15 protein-coding genes are annotated in these 17,556 nt (G+C 45.9%); 6 read left to right on the forward strand and 9 right to left on the reverse strand.

Annotated features, from left to right (window positions below; all coding sequences use genetic code 11):
- The first annotated feature begins 167 nt into the window (after positions 1-167).
- From OQJ86_RS14075 to csdA, 4 genes are all read left to right on the forward strand, one after another.
- Positions 168-950, forward strand: coding sequence for an outer membrane protein OmpK (locus OQJ86_RS14075; RefSeq protein ID WP_045403965.1), 783 nt, complete (start codon positions 168-170; stop codon positions 948-950).
- Between the two features lie 107 nt (positions 951-1,057).
- Entirely contained in the window at positions 1,058-1,948 is an 891-nt protein-coding gene (gene panE, locus OQJ86_RS14080) for a 2-dehydropantoate 2-reductase (RefSeq protein WP_265988144.1), read from the forward strand.
- Entirely contained in the window at positions 1,945-2,544 is a 600-nt protein-coding gene (locus tag OQJ86_RS14085) for a DJ-1 family glyoxalase III (RefSeq protein WP_265988145.1), read from the forward strand. Before panE ends, OQJ86_RS14085 begins: the two co-directional genes overlap by 4 nt.
- Positions 2,544-3,755, forward strand: coding sequence for a cysteine desulfurase CsdA (gene csdA, locus OQJ86_RS14090; protein ID WP_265988146.1), 1,212 nt, complete (start codon positions 2,544-2,546; stop codon positions 3,753-3,755). The genes OQJ86_RS14085 and csdA overlap by 1 nt, the downstream gene beginning before the upstream one ends.
- 366 nt (positions 3,756-4,121) lie before the next feature.
- On the opposite strand, the gene csdE is transcribed toward csdA, so the two are convergent.
- From csdE to OQJ86_RS14110, 4 genes are all read right to left on the reverse strand, one after another.
- Positions 4,122-4,550: a cysteine desulfurase sulfur acceptor subunit CsdE gene (gene csdE / locus OQJ86_RS14095; protein ID WP_005436614.1), complete on the reverse strand. Its 429-nt coding sequence runs from the start codon at positions 4,548-4,550 to the stop codon at positions 4,122-4,124.
- 20 nt (positions 4,551-4,570) lie between these two features.
- Positions 4,571-5,380 (reverse strand): tRNA cyclic N6-threonylcarbamoyladenosine(37) synthase TcdA, encoded by an 810-nt coding sequence (tcdA, locus tag OQJ86_RS14100; RefSeq protein ID WP_265988147.1) that lies wholly within the window; start codon positions 5,378-5,380, stop codon positions 4,571-4,573.
- 102 nt (positions 5,381-5,482) lie between these two features.
- Complete coding sequence (gene mltA / locus OQJ86_RS14105; protein WP_042600076.1) at positions 5,483-6,595, reverse strand: murein transglycosylase A; 1,113 nt, start codon at positions 6,593-6,595, stop codon at positions 5,483-5,485.
- Positions 6,596-6,877: 282 nt separating this feature from the next.
- Positions 6,878-7,333, reverse strand: coding sequence for a DUF2850 domain-containing protein (locus OQJ86_RS14110; RefSeq protein WP_265988148.1), 456 nt, complete (start codon positions 7,331-7,333; stop codon positions 6,878-6,880).
- Positions 7,334-7,497: 164 nt separating this feature from the next.
- Here OQJ86_RS14110 and argA point away from each other — a divergent pair, with 164 nt between their 5' ends.
- Together argA and OQJ86_RS14120 are read left to right on the forward strand one after the other, a co-directional pair.
- Positions 7,498-8,835 (forward strand): amino-acid N-acetyltransferase, encoded by a 1,338-nt coding sequence (argA, locus tag OQJ86_RS14115; protein WP_038864618.1) that lies wholly within the window; start codon positions 7,498-7,500, stop codon positions 8,833-8,835.
- Positions 8,836-9,088: 253 nt separating this feature from the next.
- Positions 9,089-9,274 carry a hypothetical protein gene (locus OQJ86_RS14120; RefSeq protein WP_005427310.1) on the forward strand — a complete coding sequence of 62 codons (186 nt, stop codon included), beginning with the start codon at positions 9,089-9,091 and terminating at the stop codon, positions 9,272-9,274.
- 40 nt (positions 9,275-9,314) lie between these two features.
- Here OQJ86_RS14120 and OQJ86_RS14125 read toward each other — a convergent pair whose 3' ends face one another.
- The 5 genes from OQJ86_RS14125 to recB form a co-directional block, all read right to left on the reverse strand.
- Complete coding sequence (locus tag OQJ86_RS14125) at positions 9,315-9,686, reverse strand: hypothetical protein (protein ID WP_045421048.1); 372 nt, start codon at positions 9,684-9,686, stop codon at positions 9,315-9,317.
- Between the two features lie 24 nt (positions 9,687-9,710).
- Positions 9,711-10,085: a hypothetical protein gene (locus OQJ86_RS14130; RefSeq protein ID WP_265988149.1), complete on the reverse strand. Its 375-nt coding sequence runs from the start codon at positions 10,083-10,085 to the stop codon at positions 9,711-9,713.
- Positions 10,073-11,089 carry a LysM peptidoglycan-binding domain-containing protein gene (locus OQJ86_RS14135; protein ID WP_265988150.1) on the reverse strand — a complete coding sequence of 339 codons (1,017 nt, stop codon included), beginning with the start codon at positions 11,087-11,089 and terminating at the stop codon, positions 10,073-10,075. Before OQJ86_RS14135 ends, OQJ86_RS14130 begins: the two co-directional genes overlap by 13 nt.
- Positions 11,090-11,251: 162 nt before the next feature.
- The gene (recD, locus tag OQJ86_RS14140; protein WP_265988151.1) at positions 11,252-13,429 is read right to left on the reverse strand and encodes an exodeoxyribonuclease V subunit alpha; all 2,178 of its coding nucleotides are present in this window, start codon (positions 13,427-13,429) and stop codon (positions 11,252-11,254) included.
- Positions 13,429-17,067, reverse strand: coding sequence for an exodeoxyribonuclease V subunit beta (gene recB, locus OQJ86_RS14145; protein WP_265988152.1), 3,639 nt, complete (start codon positions 17,065-17,067; stop codon positions 13,429-13,431). The genes recD and recB overlap by 1 nt, the downstream gene beginning before the upstream one ends.
- Positions 17,068-17,556: the final 489 nt, after the last annotated feature.

Here is a 17,556-nt window from a genome sequence, read left to right on the forward strand (position 1 = left end):
AAAGTTCCGTGAAATAAATTAATTTCGTGATGGATCTCACTAAAAACCTTCATTTTTGCATCCTTTATCACTTTCATTTGAGATTTTTATCGCTATTATTCCCGCCAATTGGAAAGCGCAGCACAGATTGCGTGTTCTGAATCATTACAAACATAGAGAGTCCCCTTATGCGTAAATCACTTTTAGCTCTTAGCCTTCTAGCGGCTACTTCAGCACCAGTACTGGCTGCTGACTACTCAGATGGCGACATCCACAAGAACGATTACAAGTGGATGCAATTCAACCTAATGGGTGCATTTGATGAACTTCCTGGTGAGTCTTCACACGACTACCTAGAAATGGAATTCGGCGGTCGCTCTGGTATCTTCGACCTATACGGTTACGTTGACGTATTCAACCTAACTTCAGATCCAGGCAGCGACAAAGCTGGTGCTGAGAAGATCTTCATGAAGTTCGCACCACGTATGTCTCTAGACGCACTAACTGGTAAAGACCTATCTTTCGGTCCAGTTCAAGAGCTTTACGTATCTACTCTTATGGAGTGGGGTGGCGCTTCTCAAGTTAACACTCAAAAAGTAGGTCTTGGTTCTGACGTAATGGTTCCTTGGTTCGGTAAAGTAGGTCTTAACCTTTACGGTACTTACGATTCAAACCAAAAAGATTGGAACGGTTTCCAAATCTCGACTAACTGGTTCAAACCTTTCTACTTCTTCGAAAACGGTTCATTCATTTCTTACCAAGGTTACATCGATTACCAATTTGGTATGAAAGACGAATACACTACTGCAAGCAGCGGTGGCGCGATGTTCAACGGTATCTACTGGCACTCTGACCGCTTCGCAGTGGGTTACGGTCTGAAAGGTTACAAAGACATCTACGGTATCAAAGATACAGATGGCTTCAAGTCAACTGGCTTCGGTCACTACCTAGCTGTAACCTACAAGTTCTAATAGAACCGATAAGTTCCCCAGAAATGGCGCCTCTTGGCGCCATTTTTATTTGCTTTCCTTTTTTCCCTCATTATCCTTGCAGCAAACCTTTTTAATGAGAGCGTTTGGTGAATATTCTCATCCTAGGTCCGGGAGCCGTCGGCTCACTTTGGGCGACTAAATTCAAGCTTGCTGGACACAATGTCTCCTTATGGGGAAGAAGCTCAAGCAGCGAACTGTTACTCCAACTCGATGACAACCCTGCAATCAATTTTTCTAATCAGCACACCCCTTCTGTGCAAAATGCAGATCTGATTGTTGTGACAGTAAAAGCATGGCAAGTTGAAACCGCTATTGAGCCTCTTCTTCCTTATATCAACACTGACACAATCATCATGTTGATGCACAACGGAATGGGAACCGCACAACTCATCGAAGCCAAACTTGCTGATAACCCATTAATCGTTGCCACAACAACACACGGAGCTTACAAACCAAGTAAAGAGCAGGTTCTTCACACTGGTCAGGGGAATACTCAACTGGGTGGTTTTAATGCTAAAGGTGCTCAGTGTGACTTTCTTGCAGATGTGATGAACCACGCTTTGCCCGAGGTAAATTGGAACCCAAACATCAACGCTGCGTTGTGGACTAAACTTGCGATCAACTGTGCTATCAATCCACTGACCGCAATCCATCAATGTAAGAATGGTGAGCTTGCCGCCCCTGAGTTTGCCATCGAGTTGATTAATATCACTCATGAGTTGGTAGCAATCATGAATAAAGAAGAGATAGAGAGCGATTTTGACTCTTTGCATGCCACTATTATGCAAGTGGTTAACGCTACATCGGCCAACTACTCTTCTATGAGGCAAGATGTTTTTCACCAACGTCGTACCGAGATAGACTTTATTACTGGTTATCTACTGCAAACCGCCGAAAAGCATCAAATCAGTACGCCAGAGAACGCCAAACTCTATCAACGCATCAAACAGATTGAACAAAGCTGGACAGAACAATGAATAAAAAGATCTTAGTACCTATCGCGCCGGGCACAGAAGAAATGGAAGCGGTAACCGTTATCGACTTAATGGTTCGAGCAGGCTATGACGTAACCATCGCAAGCGCAGATTTCGATGGTGCACTGACTATGAAAGCGTCTCGAGGCGTGACACTAACCGCGGATTGCAAGCTGGTTGATATTGCCGATGACGAGTTTGATGCGATTGTTCTGTCTGGTGGAGTAGGTGGTGCAGAAACCTTCCGTGATAGCACCATCATGATTGAAATCCTGAAACAGCACATGTACGAAGGTAAACTGGTTGCAGCAATTTGCGCTGCACCTGCTCTGGTTTTGCAACATCACAACCTTTACCCAGAAGCCTTGATGACATGTCATCCAAGTTTTCAATCTCATATTCCTGAAGACAAATGGCGAGCTAAACGTGTCACCATGGATGTGAATCACAACCTACTGACAAGTCAGGGACCAGGAACCGCACTTGAGTTCGCGATGGAAATCATTATCAAACTTTCCGGTAAAGAACATGGATGGATGGTAGCTGAACCTTTAATCACTATTCCAACACTGCATTATCACGAGCTCGGTGACGAATAATGTTTGACGTAAACGCTGTACGCGAACAGTTCCCTGCCTTGAATCAAGACGTAAACCAATCGCCTTTGGTTTACCTTGATAGCGCAGCTACAACACAAAAGCCACAGTGCGTGATCGATGTGATTAGCCGTTACTACAGTGCACAAAATGCTAACGTGCACCGTGGCAGTCACAGCTTAACAGCCAACGCGACCAGTCAATTTGAAGCGGCTCGTGAAACCGTTGCGAAGTTCATTGGAGCAAGCAGCTCAAAAGAAATCATTTGGACTCGCGGCGCTACCGAAGCGCTAAATCTCATCGCGCAAACTTATGCTCGCAGTACACTCCAAGCGGATGATGAAATCCTGATCAGTGAAATGGAACACCACGCGAACATCGTGCCTTGGCAAATTGTCGCGGAGCAAACGGGCGCGAAAATCATTAAGGTTCCGATGACCTCCGGTTGCCAATTCGAAATCAATGCGTTTGAAGCACTGTTGTCGGAGCGCTGTAAAATCGTAGCGTGCGCACAAATCACCAATGTGACGGGCTCTCGTCAACCTATCGAGAAAATCATCGCCATGGCACATGCGGTAGGCGCAGTTGTCGTTGTCGATGGTGCACAGGGCATTGTTCATGAACAGTTGAACTTGGCAGAGCTCGATGTCGACTTTTATGTCTTCTCTGGTCACAAGCTGTATGCACCCGCTGGGATTGGCGTTCTGTATGGCAAGCTTGAACTTTTAGAAGCGATGCCACCATGGCACGGCGGCGGCAAAATGGTTGAAAGAGTCTCGTTCGAGAAGACCACCTTCTCTGCCTTGCCGGGTAAGTTTGAAGCGGGTACACCGAACGTCGCCGGCGCGATTGCTCTAGCGAAAGCCATCGATTGGTACCAAGGCTTCGATCAAACCGCAGTAGAGGCACATCTGCATTCTCTGCAGAACAAAGCTTACCAAGCACTAAGCCAATTGGATGACATTCAAATCCTCGGTTATCAGCCGAATGCTTCAGTGCTTACTTTTGTAATGGATGGCGTTCACCACCAAGACATTGCAACGCTGCTTGATCAACAAGGTATCGCTGTTCGCGCTGGACATCACTGTGCTCATCCTCTGATGGATGCGCTTAACGTCAAAGGCACGGTGCGTGTTTCTTTTGGTATCTACAATACGTTAGAAGATGTTGAGAAGCTGATTGCAGCAGTCGAGAAAGCGGTCGATATGCTTTAACAATATAAATATACCCAAGTAACCTCGAGATGCTAGGTTCAGCGAGACTGACTTGGTTTGTAGACGCGGCGGCGATTTAAAGGTTTAATGTGTCTAAATCAAGAATCGACAACAAAGTATACAAGCCAAGGCAGCTCGCCCTTTGGGAGCGTGTCATTGACCCGATTGCTGCGTCAAACAACTTGGAAAGAGCTGACTATTACACTGCGTTGTTTTCCTTGCTCTCGAATCAATGACAACGCTCTGAATCCTGCATCTTGAAGTCACTTGGGTATACCACTGTAGATTTATAGGAAAAGGGTTGAAACCATTTGGCTTCAACCCTTTTCTTTATTCTGTTCTTAGTCCGGTTTTAACTAACGCCAACTACTGAGCTTGTGCTTTGATCTGCTCAACAATCGCTTTCAAACCATTGCCACGCGATGGGCTTAAGTGAGCAATTAAACCCAGCTTTTCAAAGTAAGCATCAATATCAAACGCTTGGATCTGCTCTGCCGTTTTGCCATCGTAAGCCGCCATCACCAAGGCAATCAAACCACGCACGATACGCGCGTCAGAATCAGCGCAGAAGTGCCATACACCTTCTTGCTCTTTACTCACCAACCACACTAAGCTTTCACAGCCAGATACCGTAACTTGCTCTGATTTAAGCTCTTCAGGCATTTGAGGCAGCTTTTTACCCCATTGGATCACCTGACGGTAGCGGTCTTCCCAACCTTTAAATTGCTGCATGGTTGCGGCGATGTCTTCACTGGTGATGTCAGTACCAAACGGCGAGACAGGGAAATCAGTCATGATGCACTCTCTTCTCTGAATTACTTCTTATGCTTTTGAATCAGCTTTTCAACGATGCGTGATACCGCAACAAAACCGAACGTTGCAGTTACAACCGTCGCCGCGCCAAAACCACTCGCACAGTCCATACGTTTTGGACCTTCTGCTGTCGATTTCACGCCACATACTGAACCATCGGCTTGTGGGTACTTCAATTGCTCGGTAGAAAACACACAATCGATACCAAATTTACGCGCTGGATTTTTCGGGAAGTTATGATGACGACGCAATGTGTCTTTGATCTTCTTCGCCAGTGGATCTTGGATAGTCTTGGTCAGATCCGCCACCATGATTTGGATTGGATCGATTTGACCACCAGCACCGCCGGTTGTGATCACTTTGATCTTGTTGCTACGACAGTAAGCCAGTAGAGACGCCTTTGCTTTTACGCTATCGATCGCATCCAACACGTAATCGAACTCTTTGCTCAAGTACTCGTGCTGGTTATCTGGCGTGATGAAATCGTCAATCAGATTGACCTTACACTCTGGGTTAATCAGCTTAACGCGCTCTGCCATCACTTCAATTTTGCTTTGACCAACCGTGCCAGTCATCGCATGAATTTGACGGTTAATGTTGGTCACACACACGTCATCCATATCGATAAGCGTCAACTCACCAATACCAGTACGTGCGAGCGCTTCTACCGCCCATGAACCTACACCACCAATACCAATCACACACACGTGTGCAGCACGAAGAATTTCTACTTCGCTGTTACCGTAGAGACGACGAGTTCCACCAAAACGTTGGTTATAGCTGTCAGATGCCGGAGTATCGAGTTCACGCATATTGAAGTTCCAGATGATCGATAGAAAAACAAAGAGTGCGATTTATACGCACTCTTTGAGGAAATGTCTAGATGATGAGAGGTGATTCCTCTCGCTAGGCGGCTATTGTAACTTCTCTGGCGACAAAGCCCAAGGTGCTTGCGTTGGCGTGTTTTCCAAACCCAACTTCCACACGCGACCAAAGTGCTTGTAGTGACCCGCTTCTGTACCAGCACGTGGTCCCATACCGTGGTATAGATCGAGATGGTTTTGCTTCACCGCGCCGCCAGTGTCTAACACAATTAGAAGACGAAGCTGGTGCGCGCCACTCCATGTACCGTCTTTATTAAGCAATGGCACTTCCGCCAAAATTGGCGTACCCATAGGTAGAATCGAACGATCGCCTGCTACCGATGCCATTGGTAATAGTGGAATACCTGCAGAGCCCGTTACTGGTGCATCCGCTTGTGGAGCAAAGAACACATAAGAAGGGTTCTGCTCTAGCAACTCACGAACCGTTGCTTCATCATTCTTCATCACCCAGTCTTTGATGGCTTTGAGTGACATCTCTTCACGTGGCACTTCACCACGCTCAATTAGAATTCGGCCAATACTCACGTACGCTTTATTGTTCTTACCTGCGTAAGCAAAGTATTCCAGCGTATCGTCATCTTCGAAATGAACAAAGCCGCTACCCTGCACTTCCATCATGAATGGATCAATACGGTTGGGTGCGTAACCCAATACCAGACCTTGACCGTCTAACGCTCCGTTATAAATTTCTGCACGTGTTGGGCAGCTTGAACCACAATTTGGCTTGCCATAAACCGGGTACTTATATGTTGCATTTGGTTGATGACGCAATTCCATCACAGGAGAGAAATAGCCTGTGAACAACACGTTGCCCTTCTTATCACCACCACCAAGCTGCGCAGCTTGAATACCGTAAGCACTGAGCGCTGTCGTATCACCACTCTGCAATGCCCATTCACTCAACTTCTCGTAAAGTGGCTGGTACATTTTTGCCATTGAAGGCGACTTAATCACAACCTGTTCAGCTTGTTTGTTGAACTCAGTGAAATCTTGCGGCTTGTTGGATTCAACGACATCAGCTTTGTTCAAGATATGCGAAAACTCGCCATCGTAATCTTGCTTAGCAAGTAGGTTCTGTTCAGGCTCAGCGGCACAGCCAAATAGCAGGCTCAAAGAAACAATAGGAAGGAGTTTTTTTAACACGTGTCTTTTCCGTAATAGAAGATAGCAAAAGGATGGCAAACAAATGCAAACGACGCAATTGAAAAGCTGCGACAAAGTGTATCAGCGATAAGGCAAAGGCTTTAGTTGCTGCCAATTCATCCATAAAAATAGAGAAGCTAGATAATAACAGCAATGTAATCAAACGATTGTCCGGACAATGTCTGATAGAAGTGGCAGGAATTTTAAGATACCCAAAAACGCTGGCCCTCTCACACTGAGACCCAGCAAGCAGTTACAGAAAGAATTTTACGAATATGAAGGCTAGCGAATAGCTAGGTTCGAATGACCTTCTAGGTGAAAAACGGGCAGATAGTGGGCATTTGAATCCAACTTCATTTCAGAGTGATGCTGATCGAGAAAGTCAAATCGACGCACTGTAGAACCAACCTTATAAGAAAGTGTGTCGCCATCAAATTCGAAATCCGTTGCGACGGTTGAACCTCTCACCATTACACCACGCTCACTAAGAATAAACTCTTCACGAGCATATGGCGCCACATCTTGCTCTACCCACTTGCCATAAATCACTGACTTAGAAATTGGTGGGTTTATATATCGAGTAATCAAATCACCATACATCATAAATACAACTATCGTACCTACGATCGCCGTTAGCATAAGCGAACGCTCAATCCATTTACGAAGTGGCGATTTTGTAGAGATATTTTGCTCTGATTGAGCAGCGATCGCAGCATTCTTATTTACAACTGAAGGCATGAGGCTCACGTGTTTGAACTAGACGGGAACATTGTACCCTCATCAACCAAACACAACCAAGCATCACGCTCACGATGTTTGTGCTTTATTCCAAAAAATTACCTTGCCAATAATTGAATAAAAAGACAATATTAAAGCATAAATAAACACAAGGAATGGCTGTAGTGAAAATTCGTAGTACTGCTCTGGTTAAAGGATTCCGTCAATCCACACCCTATGTTAACGCACACCGTGGAAAAACCATGGTTTTGATGCTTGGGGGCGAAGCCGTTGCCGATAAAAACTTTGGCAACATTATCAATGATATTGCTTTGATGCACAGCCTTGGCATTAAAGTCGTCGTTGTTTATGGTGCCAGACCGCAGATCAACCAACTACTAGAGAAACAAGATCTTGCTACGCCATACCATAAAAACGTTCGAATCACAGATGAAGCCGCGCTTTCGGTAGTTATGCAAGCAGCAGGACAGCTTCAACTGGCGATTACCGCGCGCTTATCCATGAGTCTTAACAACACGCCAATGGCGGGTACCCAACTTAACGTTGTGAGCGGCAACTTTGTCATTGCTCAGCCACTCGGTGTTGATGACGGCGTCGACTATTGCCACAGCGGGCGCATTCGTCGAATCGATACCGATGCAATCCACCGCACACTCGATCAAGGCTCAATTGTGTTACTCGGTCCAATCGCCAGCTCAGTGACAGGGGAATGCTTCAACCTTCCTTCAGAAGAAGTCGCGACTCAACTAGCGATTAAGCTTGGTGCAGATAAATTGATTGGGTTCTGCTCTGAGCAAGGGGTTATTGATGATAACGGTAACGCCGTCGCGGAATTGTTCCCTATTGAAGCAGAGCATGTCATCACGAAGCTCATGGCAGACACCTCACCAGATTCCGACTATAACTCTGGAACATTACGTTTTCTCAAAGGTTCGATTTCTGCTTGCCGTGCAGGTGTGCCAAGAAGCCATCTTATTAGCTACAAAGTTGATGGCGCACTCATCCAAGAATTGTTCTCTTTCGATGGTATCGGTACACAGGTTGTCATGGCCAGTGCCGAACAGGTACGTGAAGCGGACATCGATGACATTGGCGGTATTTTAGATCTTATTCGCCCACTAGAAGAACAAGGTGTGCTAGTAAGGCGATCTCGCGAGCAACTTGAGCAAGAAATTAATAAGTTCACCATCATCGAAAAAGATGGCTTGATCATCGGTTGTGCGGCTTTGTACCCATATATTGAAGAGCAAAAAGCGGAAATGGCTTGCGTGGCTATTCACCAAGATTATCGCGATGGTAACCGTGGATTATTGCTACTCAATTACATGAAGCACCGTTCAAAATCAGACAACATCAATCAAATCTTTGTGCTGACCACACACAGCCTTCATTGGTTTAGAGAACAAGGCTTTTATGAAGTGAGCGTTGATTATCTTCCGGGGGCAAAACAAGGACTGTATAACTTCCAGCGTAAGTCAAAAATTCTGGCATTAGACCTGTGAGAATTAAAGAAACGTAATTCAACCTAAACCTAAATAGTTATGCAAACCTTTACATTGACATTGGTCGCAATTTAACCTTTTCAATATACATACTGTTGGTTATACTCTGCGCAACAAACGGTCGCATTTTAAACAATCGGCAAATGGATCTAGGTGAATAACTATCACCCTAAAGTGCGGAGCAAGCTTGGCTGCTCTGCATGACGCATCAAGGACAGTTGTTACTCTTACAATGAATAAGATGAGCACTGTTATGAAAACCATTATTTGTAACTCACTTCAAAGCTTCTGGGATATGGCGGATAACCATTTTCTCGAAGGGCTCGACGTCCACTGCGTATTTCCCGTCAATGACGCCATTAAAGATTTTATCTTGGCTTATCAGCAACAATACAAAATTCGCAGCGTGTCATTTACCAATGCGTTTACACAAAATTAAAGAAGACCGAGCATCGCGCTCGGTCTTTTTGTATGTATGTTCAATAAAAGGCCATAATTAATAACGTCGAGAATATAACGAATAGAATGATTAGCAGTATCAACCAATAAACCAAGCTAACCTTAATCAGCCATTGAGGACTTAGACTGCGTACATCGCTCAGTCCTCTTTTTCGACCAAGTCGAGGAAACGCGATGGCAGCAAGCAAGCCCGTGCCATAGATAAGAGAGCCAAAATGAAAACCGGAACTGATGGCTAGCTCAACTTCCATATAATGCTCCCGTGTATAAGCGTATTGCTTAACCTCTTCAGGAGTGACACATGTAAGAATTATACCGACAATCAGATACCAAAAAATGAGCAGACCACCAGCTATAAAAAATACGACAAACGATAGCTCTACCAAAGACATGATAAGTCCAACTACCTTTGATAATTAAGAGATGGATAGCCATGTAATCATTGAGATAATGACTGTAAACATCAGAAGCAACATTACCGTTGTATAAAACACACACACATAAATAAACCCTCGTCCGCACACACTCCGAATATCTGCCAGCCCTCGCTTTCTTCCCAACAGGGGGAAACATACGCTAGCGATCAAACCAACTCCATAGATAAGAGAGCCAAAATGAAAACCGGAACTGATTGCTAGCTCAACTTCAGAAAAATGTCGCTCATTGAAAGCGTATTGCTTTATATTTTTGGGTGTAAAAAAGACGAGAAAAGCACCTAACACCACAAACCAGGCAAATAACGCCCCCCCCGAGACAAAAAAGGTAACAAACGTAATATCTAATAACTGCATACGTCACCAATTCCTGTATTTGCAGCAATATTAATATCCGAATAATGTTCCTTATAAGTTCTTGCGGCCATTTTACCTATAGTGTAACTCCCAAAAGAAGACACTGTACCCAGCACTAGTGCACTGACCCAGCCAACAGGCGTTGCAAGAACAACTAGAGCTATCGCTGCGCCTGCGAGAGTGCCAACGGCTGTACTCGCCGCGGTTTCTACGATAATCGAACTCCTCTCTACATCAGTTTTAGCACGTGCAATTTGGTCACAAGCCAACCCAAGATTCACAGCGGTTAGAACCGTCCCTCCTTTTGCTGCCACTTTTGACAACCTAGCAAGTTTGTCTGTATTTTTCTTTATAGCAGATGTTGCTGGAACTCCACCCCTCCTTGAAATCCTCATTGATTCACGCGCTTTCTGACCGTTAAAGAAGAGCTTTTCTGTGGGACCTAGATTTTTTGCGACCGTCTCCAACAGCTTTCTTCTGCGATAGTCATACTGACCTTTTGTTAATCTACCGGCTTTATAGTCTTGATAAAGTCCATCGAGCTTTTTGAGTTCTGATATGTTCCCTTTGGATTCACTCCCTAACAAAAATCCCATTGAAGCAAAACTAGCACCTATTCCAGCACTTGCAGGTCCCCAGTTATCATCTAACCAAGACAGCGCCCAAAAAGCTTCTCGCTCAGGTATAGATAATGCTTTAACTGTAGAATCAAACTGTTTTTGGTCTGCTTCAGAGATAGTTTGGGCATTTGCACTAATTGGTCGACTTTCAACACTAGTTTGAGTATCTAACTTTCTTAGAATGAGCGATTGTCCAATCTTTATCTTATCGGGTTCATTGACTTGAGGGTTATCTGAGATAATTTGCTGAAGTGCAGCTTTATATTTATTACTTCCATATCTGACTTGATAAAACTTGAGTATTATTTTTGATAAGGTATCGCCTGGTTTTACGCTATAGATCGAAGTATATCGATTAACGCTATTGAAGTGAGTTGTGTTCATTGAAAGTCTCAAAATGCACCAAAGTGCATAAAATGATATCGCCAAGAATTCCAACACTTCAATTTTGAAAAAGAATTGCAGACATAAAAATGGCGGGATTACGACCCGCCACATAAAAACATATTCAGTTCATGAAAACTTCTCGTTTTTGAATGAATAAACTCAGTTCCTAAGTCGCTCAACCAACCCACTTGCTCGAGTGGTTTTCACCTTAATACCGCGCTTGAGGACATTCATCTCTGCGAACATCGCAAGGCGTTTCTTTGCACGAGTAATACCTGTGTAGATCAGCTCGCGAGTGAGGATTGGGCTGAAATCTGGCGGCAAAATCATTAGCGTGTATTCAAACTCACTGCCCTGTGATTTATGAATGGTCATCGCATATGCAGTTTCATGCTCAGGCACTCGGCTTGGCAGCACCGACTTCACGCTGCCATCCGGCAATTCAAAGAACACTTTAAGACGCAGTTCACCTTCGCTGTCGTCTCGCATACAAATGCCGATATCACCGTTATACAATCCTAAACCATGATCGTTACGCGTGACCATCACTGGCCTGCCGTGATACCAAAGCTCGTCTTGGGTTTGAATCAACTTACGTGCAGCGAGTGCTTTTTCAATGCGTTGGTTTAAACCTGTCACACCAAAATCACCTTCACGGATAGCACACAATAATCGGCATTGATTAAAGGTATCCAACACGGCTTTAGCTTTGTGGGTCAGTGTTTCTGGTTCCCCTGTCTTTTGGTCAATCTCTTGCTGTCCGATGCGTTTTAAATAACGACCATATTCGGCAACCAAAGTCTGCATCATCTGATTGTAGTTTTGGCTGCTCAGTGCGAAATGCTCGATATCAGCAAAATCACGATTCCAAACGTCGTCTACTTTTGCGGCTGAGCCAGCGTTGACCGCTTTCGCTAGCTGACCGATACCGGAGCGAGCATCGAATCGGTAACTCTTTTGCAGCATACATAAGCTATCGGCAATCGAAGCATTACTGTTGGTGCTGTACGCCAAGGTGTCAAAGCCTGTTAACTTCGCGACCGCAGACGCTTGCTCTTTGCCAAAGCCAAATGCGTGGAACGAACAGATATCACCGAGCACCGCACCGGCTTCTACCGATGCCAATTGGTCTTTATCTCCCAGAAGAATCAAACGTGCATGTTTTGGTAGCGCATCGACGACTTTGTACATCATCGGCAGATCGACCATGGAGGCTTCATCCACCACTAAAATATCAAGGTGCAGCGGATTTTGTTTGTTGTGACGAAACTCTGCACTGTTTGGGATCGCGCCCAACAGGCGATGCAAAGTGCTCGACTCGGTTGGAATTTTCGCTTTAAGATCAGGCTCCACTGGCAACTCTTGAATCGCTTTACCAATAGACTCCGTCAAACGCGCTGCCGCTTTACCTGTTGGCGCCACCAGCTTGATGGTGAGGTTTTTCTCTTGTCCTGCTTGCTCAATCAATGCGGCAAGCAGTTTGGTTACCGTAGTGGTTTTACCCGTACCCGGACCACCTGAAATCACCGCAAAACGACGCGTCAGTGCCACCGCTGCTGCGACCTTCTGCCAGTTAACACAAGCTGACAACGGTACAAGCTTGTCCAGCACTTGCAATTCATGAACCTGTTTTGCTTGGCAGACCGCCGCATCAATGGCAGCCCAATCGAGACTGTCTACAGTGACCACATCCAAATGGTCACAGACTAATTGCTGGCGTAGCACCTGGTTGCTGGTTCCTGCCTCTACCGCTTTGGCTAATGCATTGAACAGAAAGTGGTACTGACGAGCAAACAAATGATGCAGCAACTCAGACAAACGTGTGAACTCTTGAGGTTGTAGGTTTACAGCCGCACTGAGTTGATTGAGCTTGTCCGCCAACGTCACTTCATAGTGCCAGTAACGATGCAAGTAGAGACGCTCGCCATCAAACATCATTGGCAAGGCTTCACCTTGAGCACCAACCAAAGGCGACGCTTGCAGAAGCTCAACCCAATTAACGCCTTGCAGCTGAGTATTAAGCGTCAGCGCAGATTCACCAAACAGACCGAGCTTACTGGCAAGGTCCGCTGGTTGCCCTTGGCTATCAAACAGAGGCAAACAGATGTGTCCTTTGCCTAATTCACTGCTGACCACACCAGCAATAAATGCCAGTTCTTGGCTGTTCGCTTGTTGCTCAACTTGTGAATAGATAAAGCGTGCGAACTGGAAATCCAATTGGCGAATCGCTCCTTTTTTTGCCAACGATTCTAAAGTTGCCAATAGATCTGGCGTTGCCGCTAGATCTCGTGTTGCCACAGGGCTGCTTTGCTCAGAAAGAAGATCATTGGTTTTCATCAAATTAACTCCATCTGACCCGATTCGCTGGATCGCGTGTCAGGTGCTTGACCATCAATCAAATGATCCATCTCTTGTAAAAATTCAAAGGTTGGCTTGGCAGAAAAAATACCATGATCACTTTGCCCATCCATACCACGCAAGAACAGGTAATAAACACCGCCAAAGTGCTGTTCATAATCATAATTTGGCAATCTGCTGCGTAAGAAACGATGCAGCGCCAAGGCGTAGATTTGGTATTGCAGATCATAGCGATGATCCGCCATCGCCGACTTCAACGCATCGCCATGATAATGGAACACATCATCGCCTAAGTGGTTCGATTTCCAGTCGAGGACGTAGTATTTACCTTGATGCTCAAACACCAAGTCAATAAAGCCTTTCAACATGCCTTGCACGGTGTGGAAACCCAGATCGCCAGCTTTAGCAGACAGCGGATCATGACGTTGAATCACACGGTTCAATGCTGGTGCAGATAGCACTTCAATCGGCAGTAAGAATTCCATCTCAACCAAACGTTGCGCCGGACCTTTTTGATTGAGCAGCAGTGCTTTGCTATCCAAAGGCGTTGCCAGCACGGTATCAATCAACTGTTGCAGGATTGGCAGCCACTCTTCATCAAGCTGCTCACTTTCCATTAAGCCAAGGATGATTTGGGTGTTCTCTTCTGTCGTCGCTGGCTGAGTGAACTCAATTTCCTCAAATAAGCTATGCAGAAAAGTACCCGGACGTGCGCCACGCGGGAAGTTGAAGATAGAGCGTTCTGGCTCAACCAATTCCGCCTCATCTTGCTCTTCTGAAGAATCGATATCAAAGCCGGTGATTTCAATCGTCGCGTCATGTTCAGCATGATGAGAACCTTGCTTAACCAAGCCCGAGTAACTGGTGATGCGCCAGTTTCTATCAATCGAGTTTTGCAGCTCTTTGGCAGTCAACGCTTCTAACTCGGTTTGCTTCGCAACATACATCTGGTCGTGCTGCTTTGGAGGATCACAAATCACCACGCTATCGAGATTCTCTTGCTGCTTTTTCAACCCAACAAACAAATCGTTAATGCCGCCTTCTTGACCATTTTGCACCAAATAACCAATCGCACTGTGATGCACACCGGTTGGCTCTTTGGTTGAGCGACCATTGCGCAGTGGTGAAGCACCAATAAAGCAGGCATACACGGCACGCGTTAGCGCTACGTATATAAGACGCAAGTCTTCAGCAAGGCGCTCTTTATCTGCTTGTTTTAACGACGCATCATTGCCAGTGATATCGAGTACGGTGCGATCGTTCTCTGCGTCGTAGTATTTGGCTTCACTTGCTTCTCGGTAACCAAACACAAATGGCAAGAAGACCAAGTCATATTCCAGACCTTTAGATTTGTGAATGGTGACGATTTGCACCAAGTTACGCTCTGATTCCAGACGCTGAATTTGGTCATCACTGCCACCTAGCCCATGTTCTGCATCGCTGATGGATTGCGCTAACCAACGCAGCAAACCGTGGTCGCTGTCTAATTCGTTGCTCGCTTGCTGCAATAGTTCACCAATGTGCATCAGATCGGTAAGTACTCGCTCACCGTTCTCACTTTGCGAGCTCGCCCCTTCTTCTAGCAAACGCTCAGCAATATGACGCTTACTGATCACTGCTCGCAGCATAGGAAGCACACCACGTTGCACCCAAAGCTTACGGTATTCTTTGAACTCGTTAACCGCGTTTTCCCACACGGTTTCATCGTTGTTGAGGGCGTCTAAGCTGGCTGCATCTAGAGCAAATAATTCTGATGCTAGGCTGGCACGCAATGCTCTGTCATTTTCTGGCGTTAATACCGCTTGCAGCAAACGCTGTAAGTCTTGTGCGACGGAACTGGTAAACACGCTATCGCGGTTAGAAAGATACACGCTGGCAATGCCTTGGTCTGCTAACGCCTGTTTGACCATGCGACCTTCGCTCCCCGTTCGTACCAGCACCGCAATGTCGCCCGCTTTGACTGGTTTCTGCTTTTCGCCATTGACCAGACACGCTTGACCTTGTTGCGCTGAGGTCAAAATGGTTTGAATTTGGCTCGCTGTCGCCTCTGCCATGGCGGTGAGGTATTCACCTTTTGGCAGAGGTTTATCTTCCGCTTCTTGCAGCCAATAAGTCAGTGCAGGCTGTTTTTGACCACCCATGGTCCAAACGCGTTTGTCGGCACTTGGGCTGTAATCCACAAAATGGAATGGAATGTCGGAGTCGTAAATAAACGGGCTATCTGGCAGAGCAAAAATCTGGTTCACTGCCAGTACCATATCGGCACTTGAGCGCCAGTTGGTGCCAAGCGTGTAGTGAGCACTAACTTGGTTACGCGCCTTGATGTAGGTAAAGATATCCGCCCCACGGAAACCGTAAATCGCCTGTTTCGGGTCACCGATCATAAACAGACCGCACTCAGGATTATCCAAATAAATGCGGCTGAAAATACTGTATTGCAGTGGGTCGGTATCTTGGAATTCATCGATCATCGCAACCGGATAAAGCGTGCGAATGCGCTCTGTCAGTAGTGCGGTTTCATCGGTATCAATCGAGGCAGAAAGCTGAGTCAGCAAGTCATCAAATGACAACCATTGCTTCTGATTTTTTGCTTTTGCCAGCATCACACGACAATGCTCAATCGCATGAGCTAACAATGGAGCTTTCAAACTGATTGGGTTGGCAAGAAAAGCTTCAATCGCGTCAAACACAGGGTGCTGTGGCGCAGTGCCTTTCGGGGTTTTCTCAAGCAGTACATTCTGGGCGAACTTCTCCAGTTTATCTGGATAGTCATAACCAGTGGTTTCTGTCGAAGCCCATACGTTGACCGCTTCTAACCATGTCGGTAAGGACTTTTTGGTGTAGCTGCGTTTGTTGACGTCGGAATCAGAAATCAGTGCGAGGAAATCCTCTTGGCTATCACACCATTGGGCTTTCAAAGCATCAATTTGCTTTAAGTTTTGCTCATGCAAATCGGCAAGGCTACCCTGCATTGCAGGGACAGAGAGGCTTAGCGGTGCGCCCGTGAGGTAGTTACTAATGTCATACAACAGATCCGATGGCGAGCCCCATAGTTGACGCACTTCTCCTGCCAAAGCGAATGGTAGAGGGTAGAAATTGCGACGCCAGTAATCGGCAACCACTTGCGCTTTTAGGTGACTTTCGTCTGTCACAAACTCATTGTTGAAACGACTACCGGATTCGAATGCGTTTTGCGTCAGCATGCGTTGGCAGAAACCGTGAATGGTGTACACCGCGGCTTCATCCATTTGGCGCTCTGCTTGCAATAGGATCTCAGCGGCTTGCTTATGATCCTCGACTTCTTCCAGCAAAGGTTGAATCACAGGATCTGAGCTTTGTCCGCGAGCGAATGCGATCCTCGCGTCGTGAATACGCGCACGAATACGATCACGTAACTCTGCAGTTGCGGCTTCGGTAAAAGTCACTACCAGAATTTGATCCACAGTCAACGGCACGCGATGTTTCGTATCGGCAGTGCCATGCCCTAGTAAGAGTCGCAGATACAAACCTGCGATGGTAAAGGTTTTACCCGTACCCGCCGATGCTTCAATTAGCCTTGCACCATGCAGCGGAAAAGTCATGGTTTGCAGTGGAGTTGGAACTGACATTTGCGCCATAACGCTGAATCTCTCCAAGTATTCAACAAGGACATGTGGATCTTCAAAGGCGTTTCGCATCTAAAGATCAACAAACCCTATAATGTGATCTATCGTTAAAAATTTTATTAATGAGTCTAATAGGTTGGAATATTTAAACCTTTGTGGGATCTCACTCACGGTTATCATTACGGAGTACCGTTAGTATGCGCCTCACGAGATAAGCCAAGCCATTCAGGCGGCTACACTCAAACGAATCATGGTCCCTCTGACCTTGTGGCCGTACAGCGAACGCCCTACAAAAAATAATGATTTTCTGGCGGCCACCCTACTCTCTTCTTTATCTAAATAATCCAACTTATTCTTATACCCAAGTGACTTCAAGATACAGGATTCAGAGCGTTGTCACTGATTCAAGTTCAAGGAAAACAACGCTGTGTAATAGATTACTCTTTCCAAGTTGTTTGACGATGAAATTGCTTCAGTGACACGCTCCCGAAGGGCGAGTTG

The sequence above is a fragment of the Vibrio sp. Sgm 5 genome, assembly GCF_026241575.1.
Classification (GTDB): domain Bacteria; phylum Pseudomonadota; class Gammaproteobacteria; order Enterobacterales; family Vibrionaceae; genus Vibrio; species Vibrio jasicida.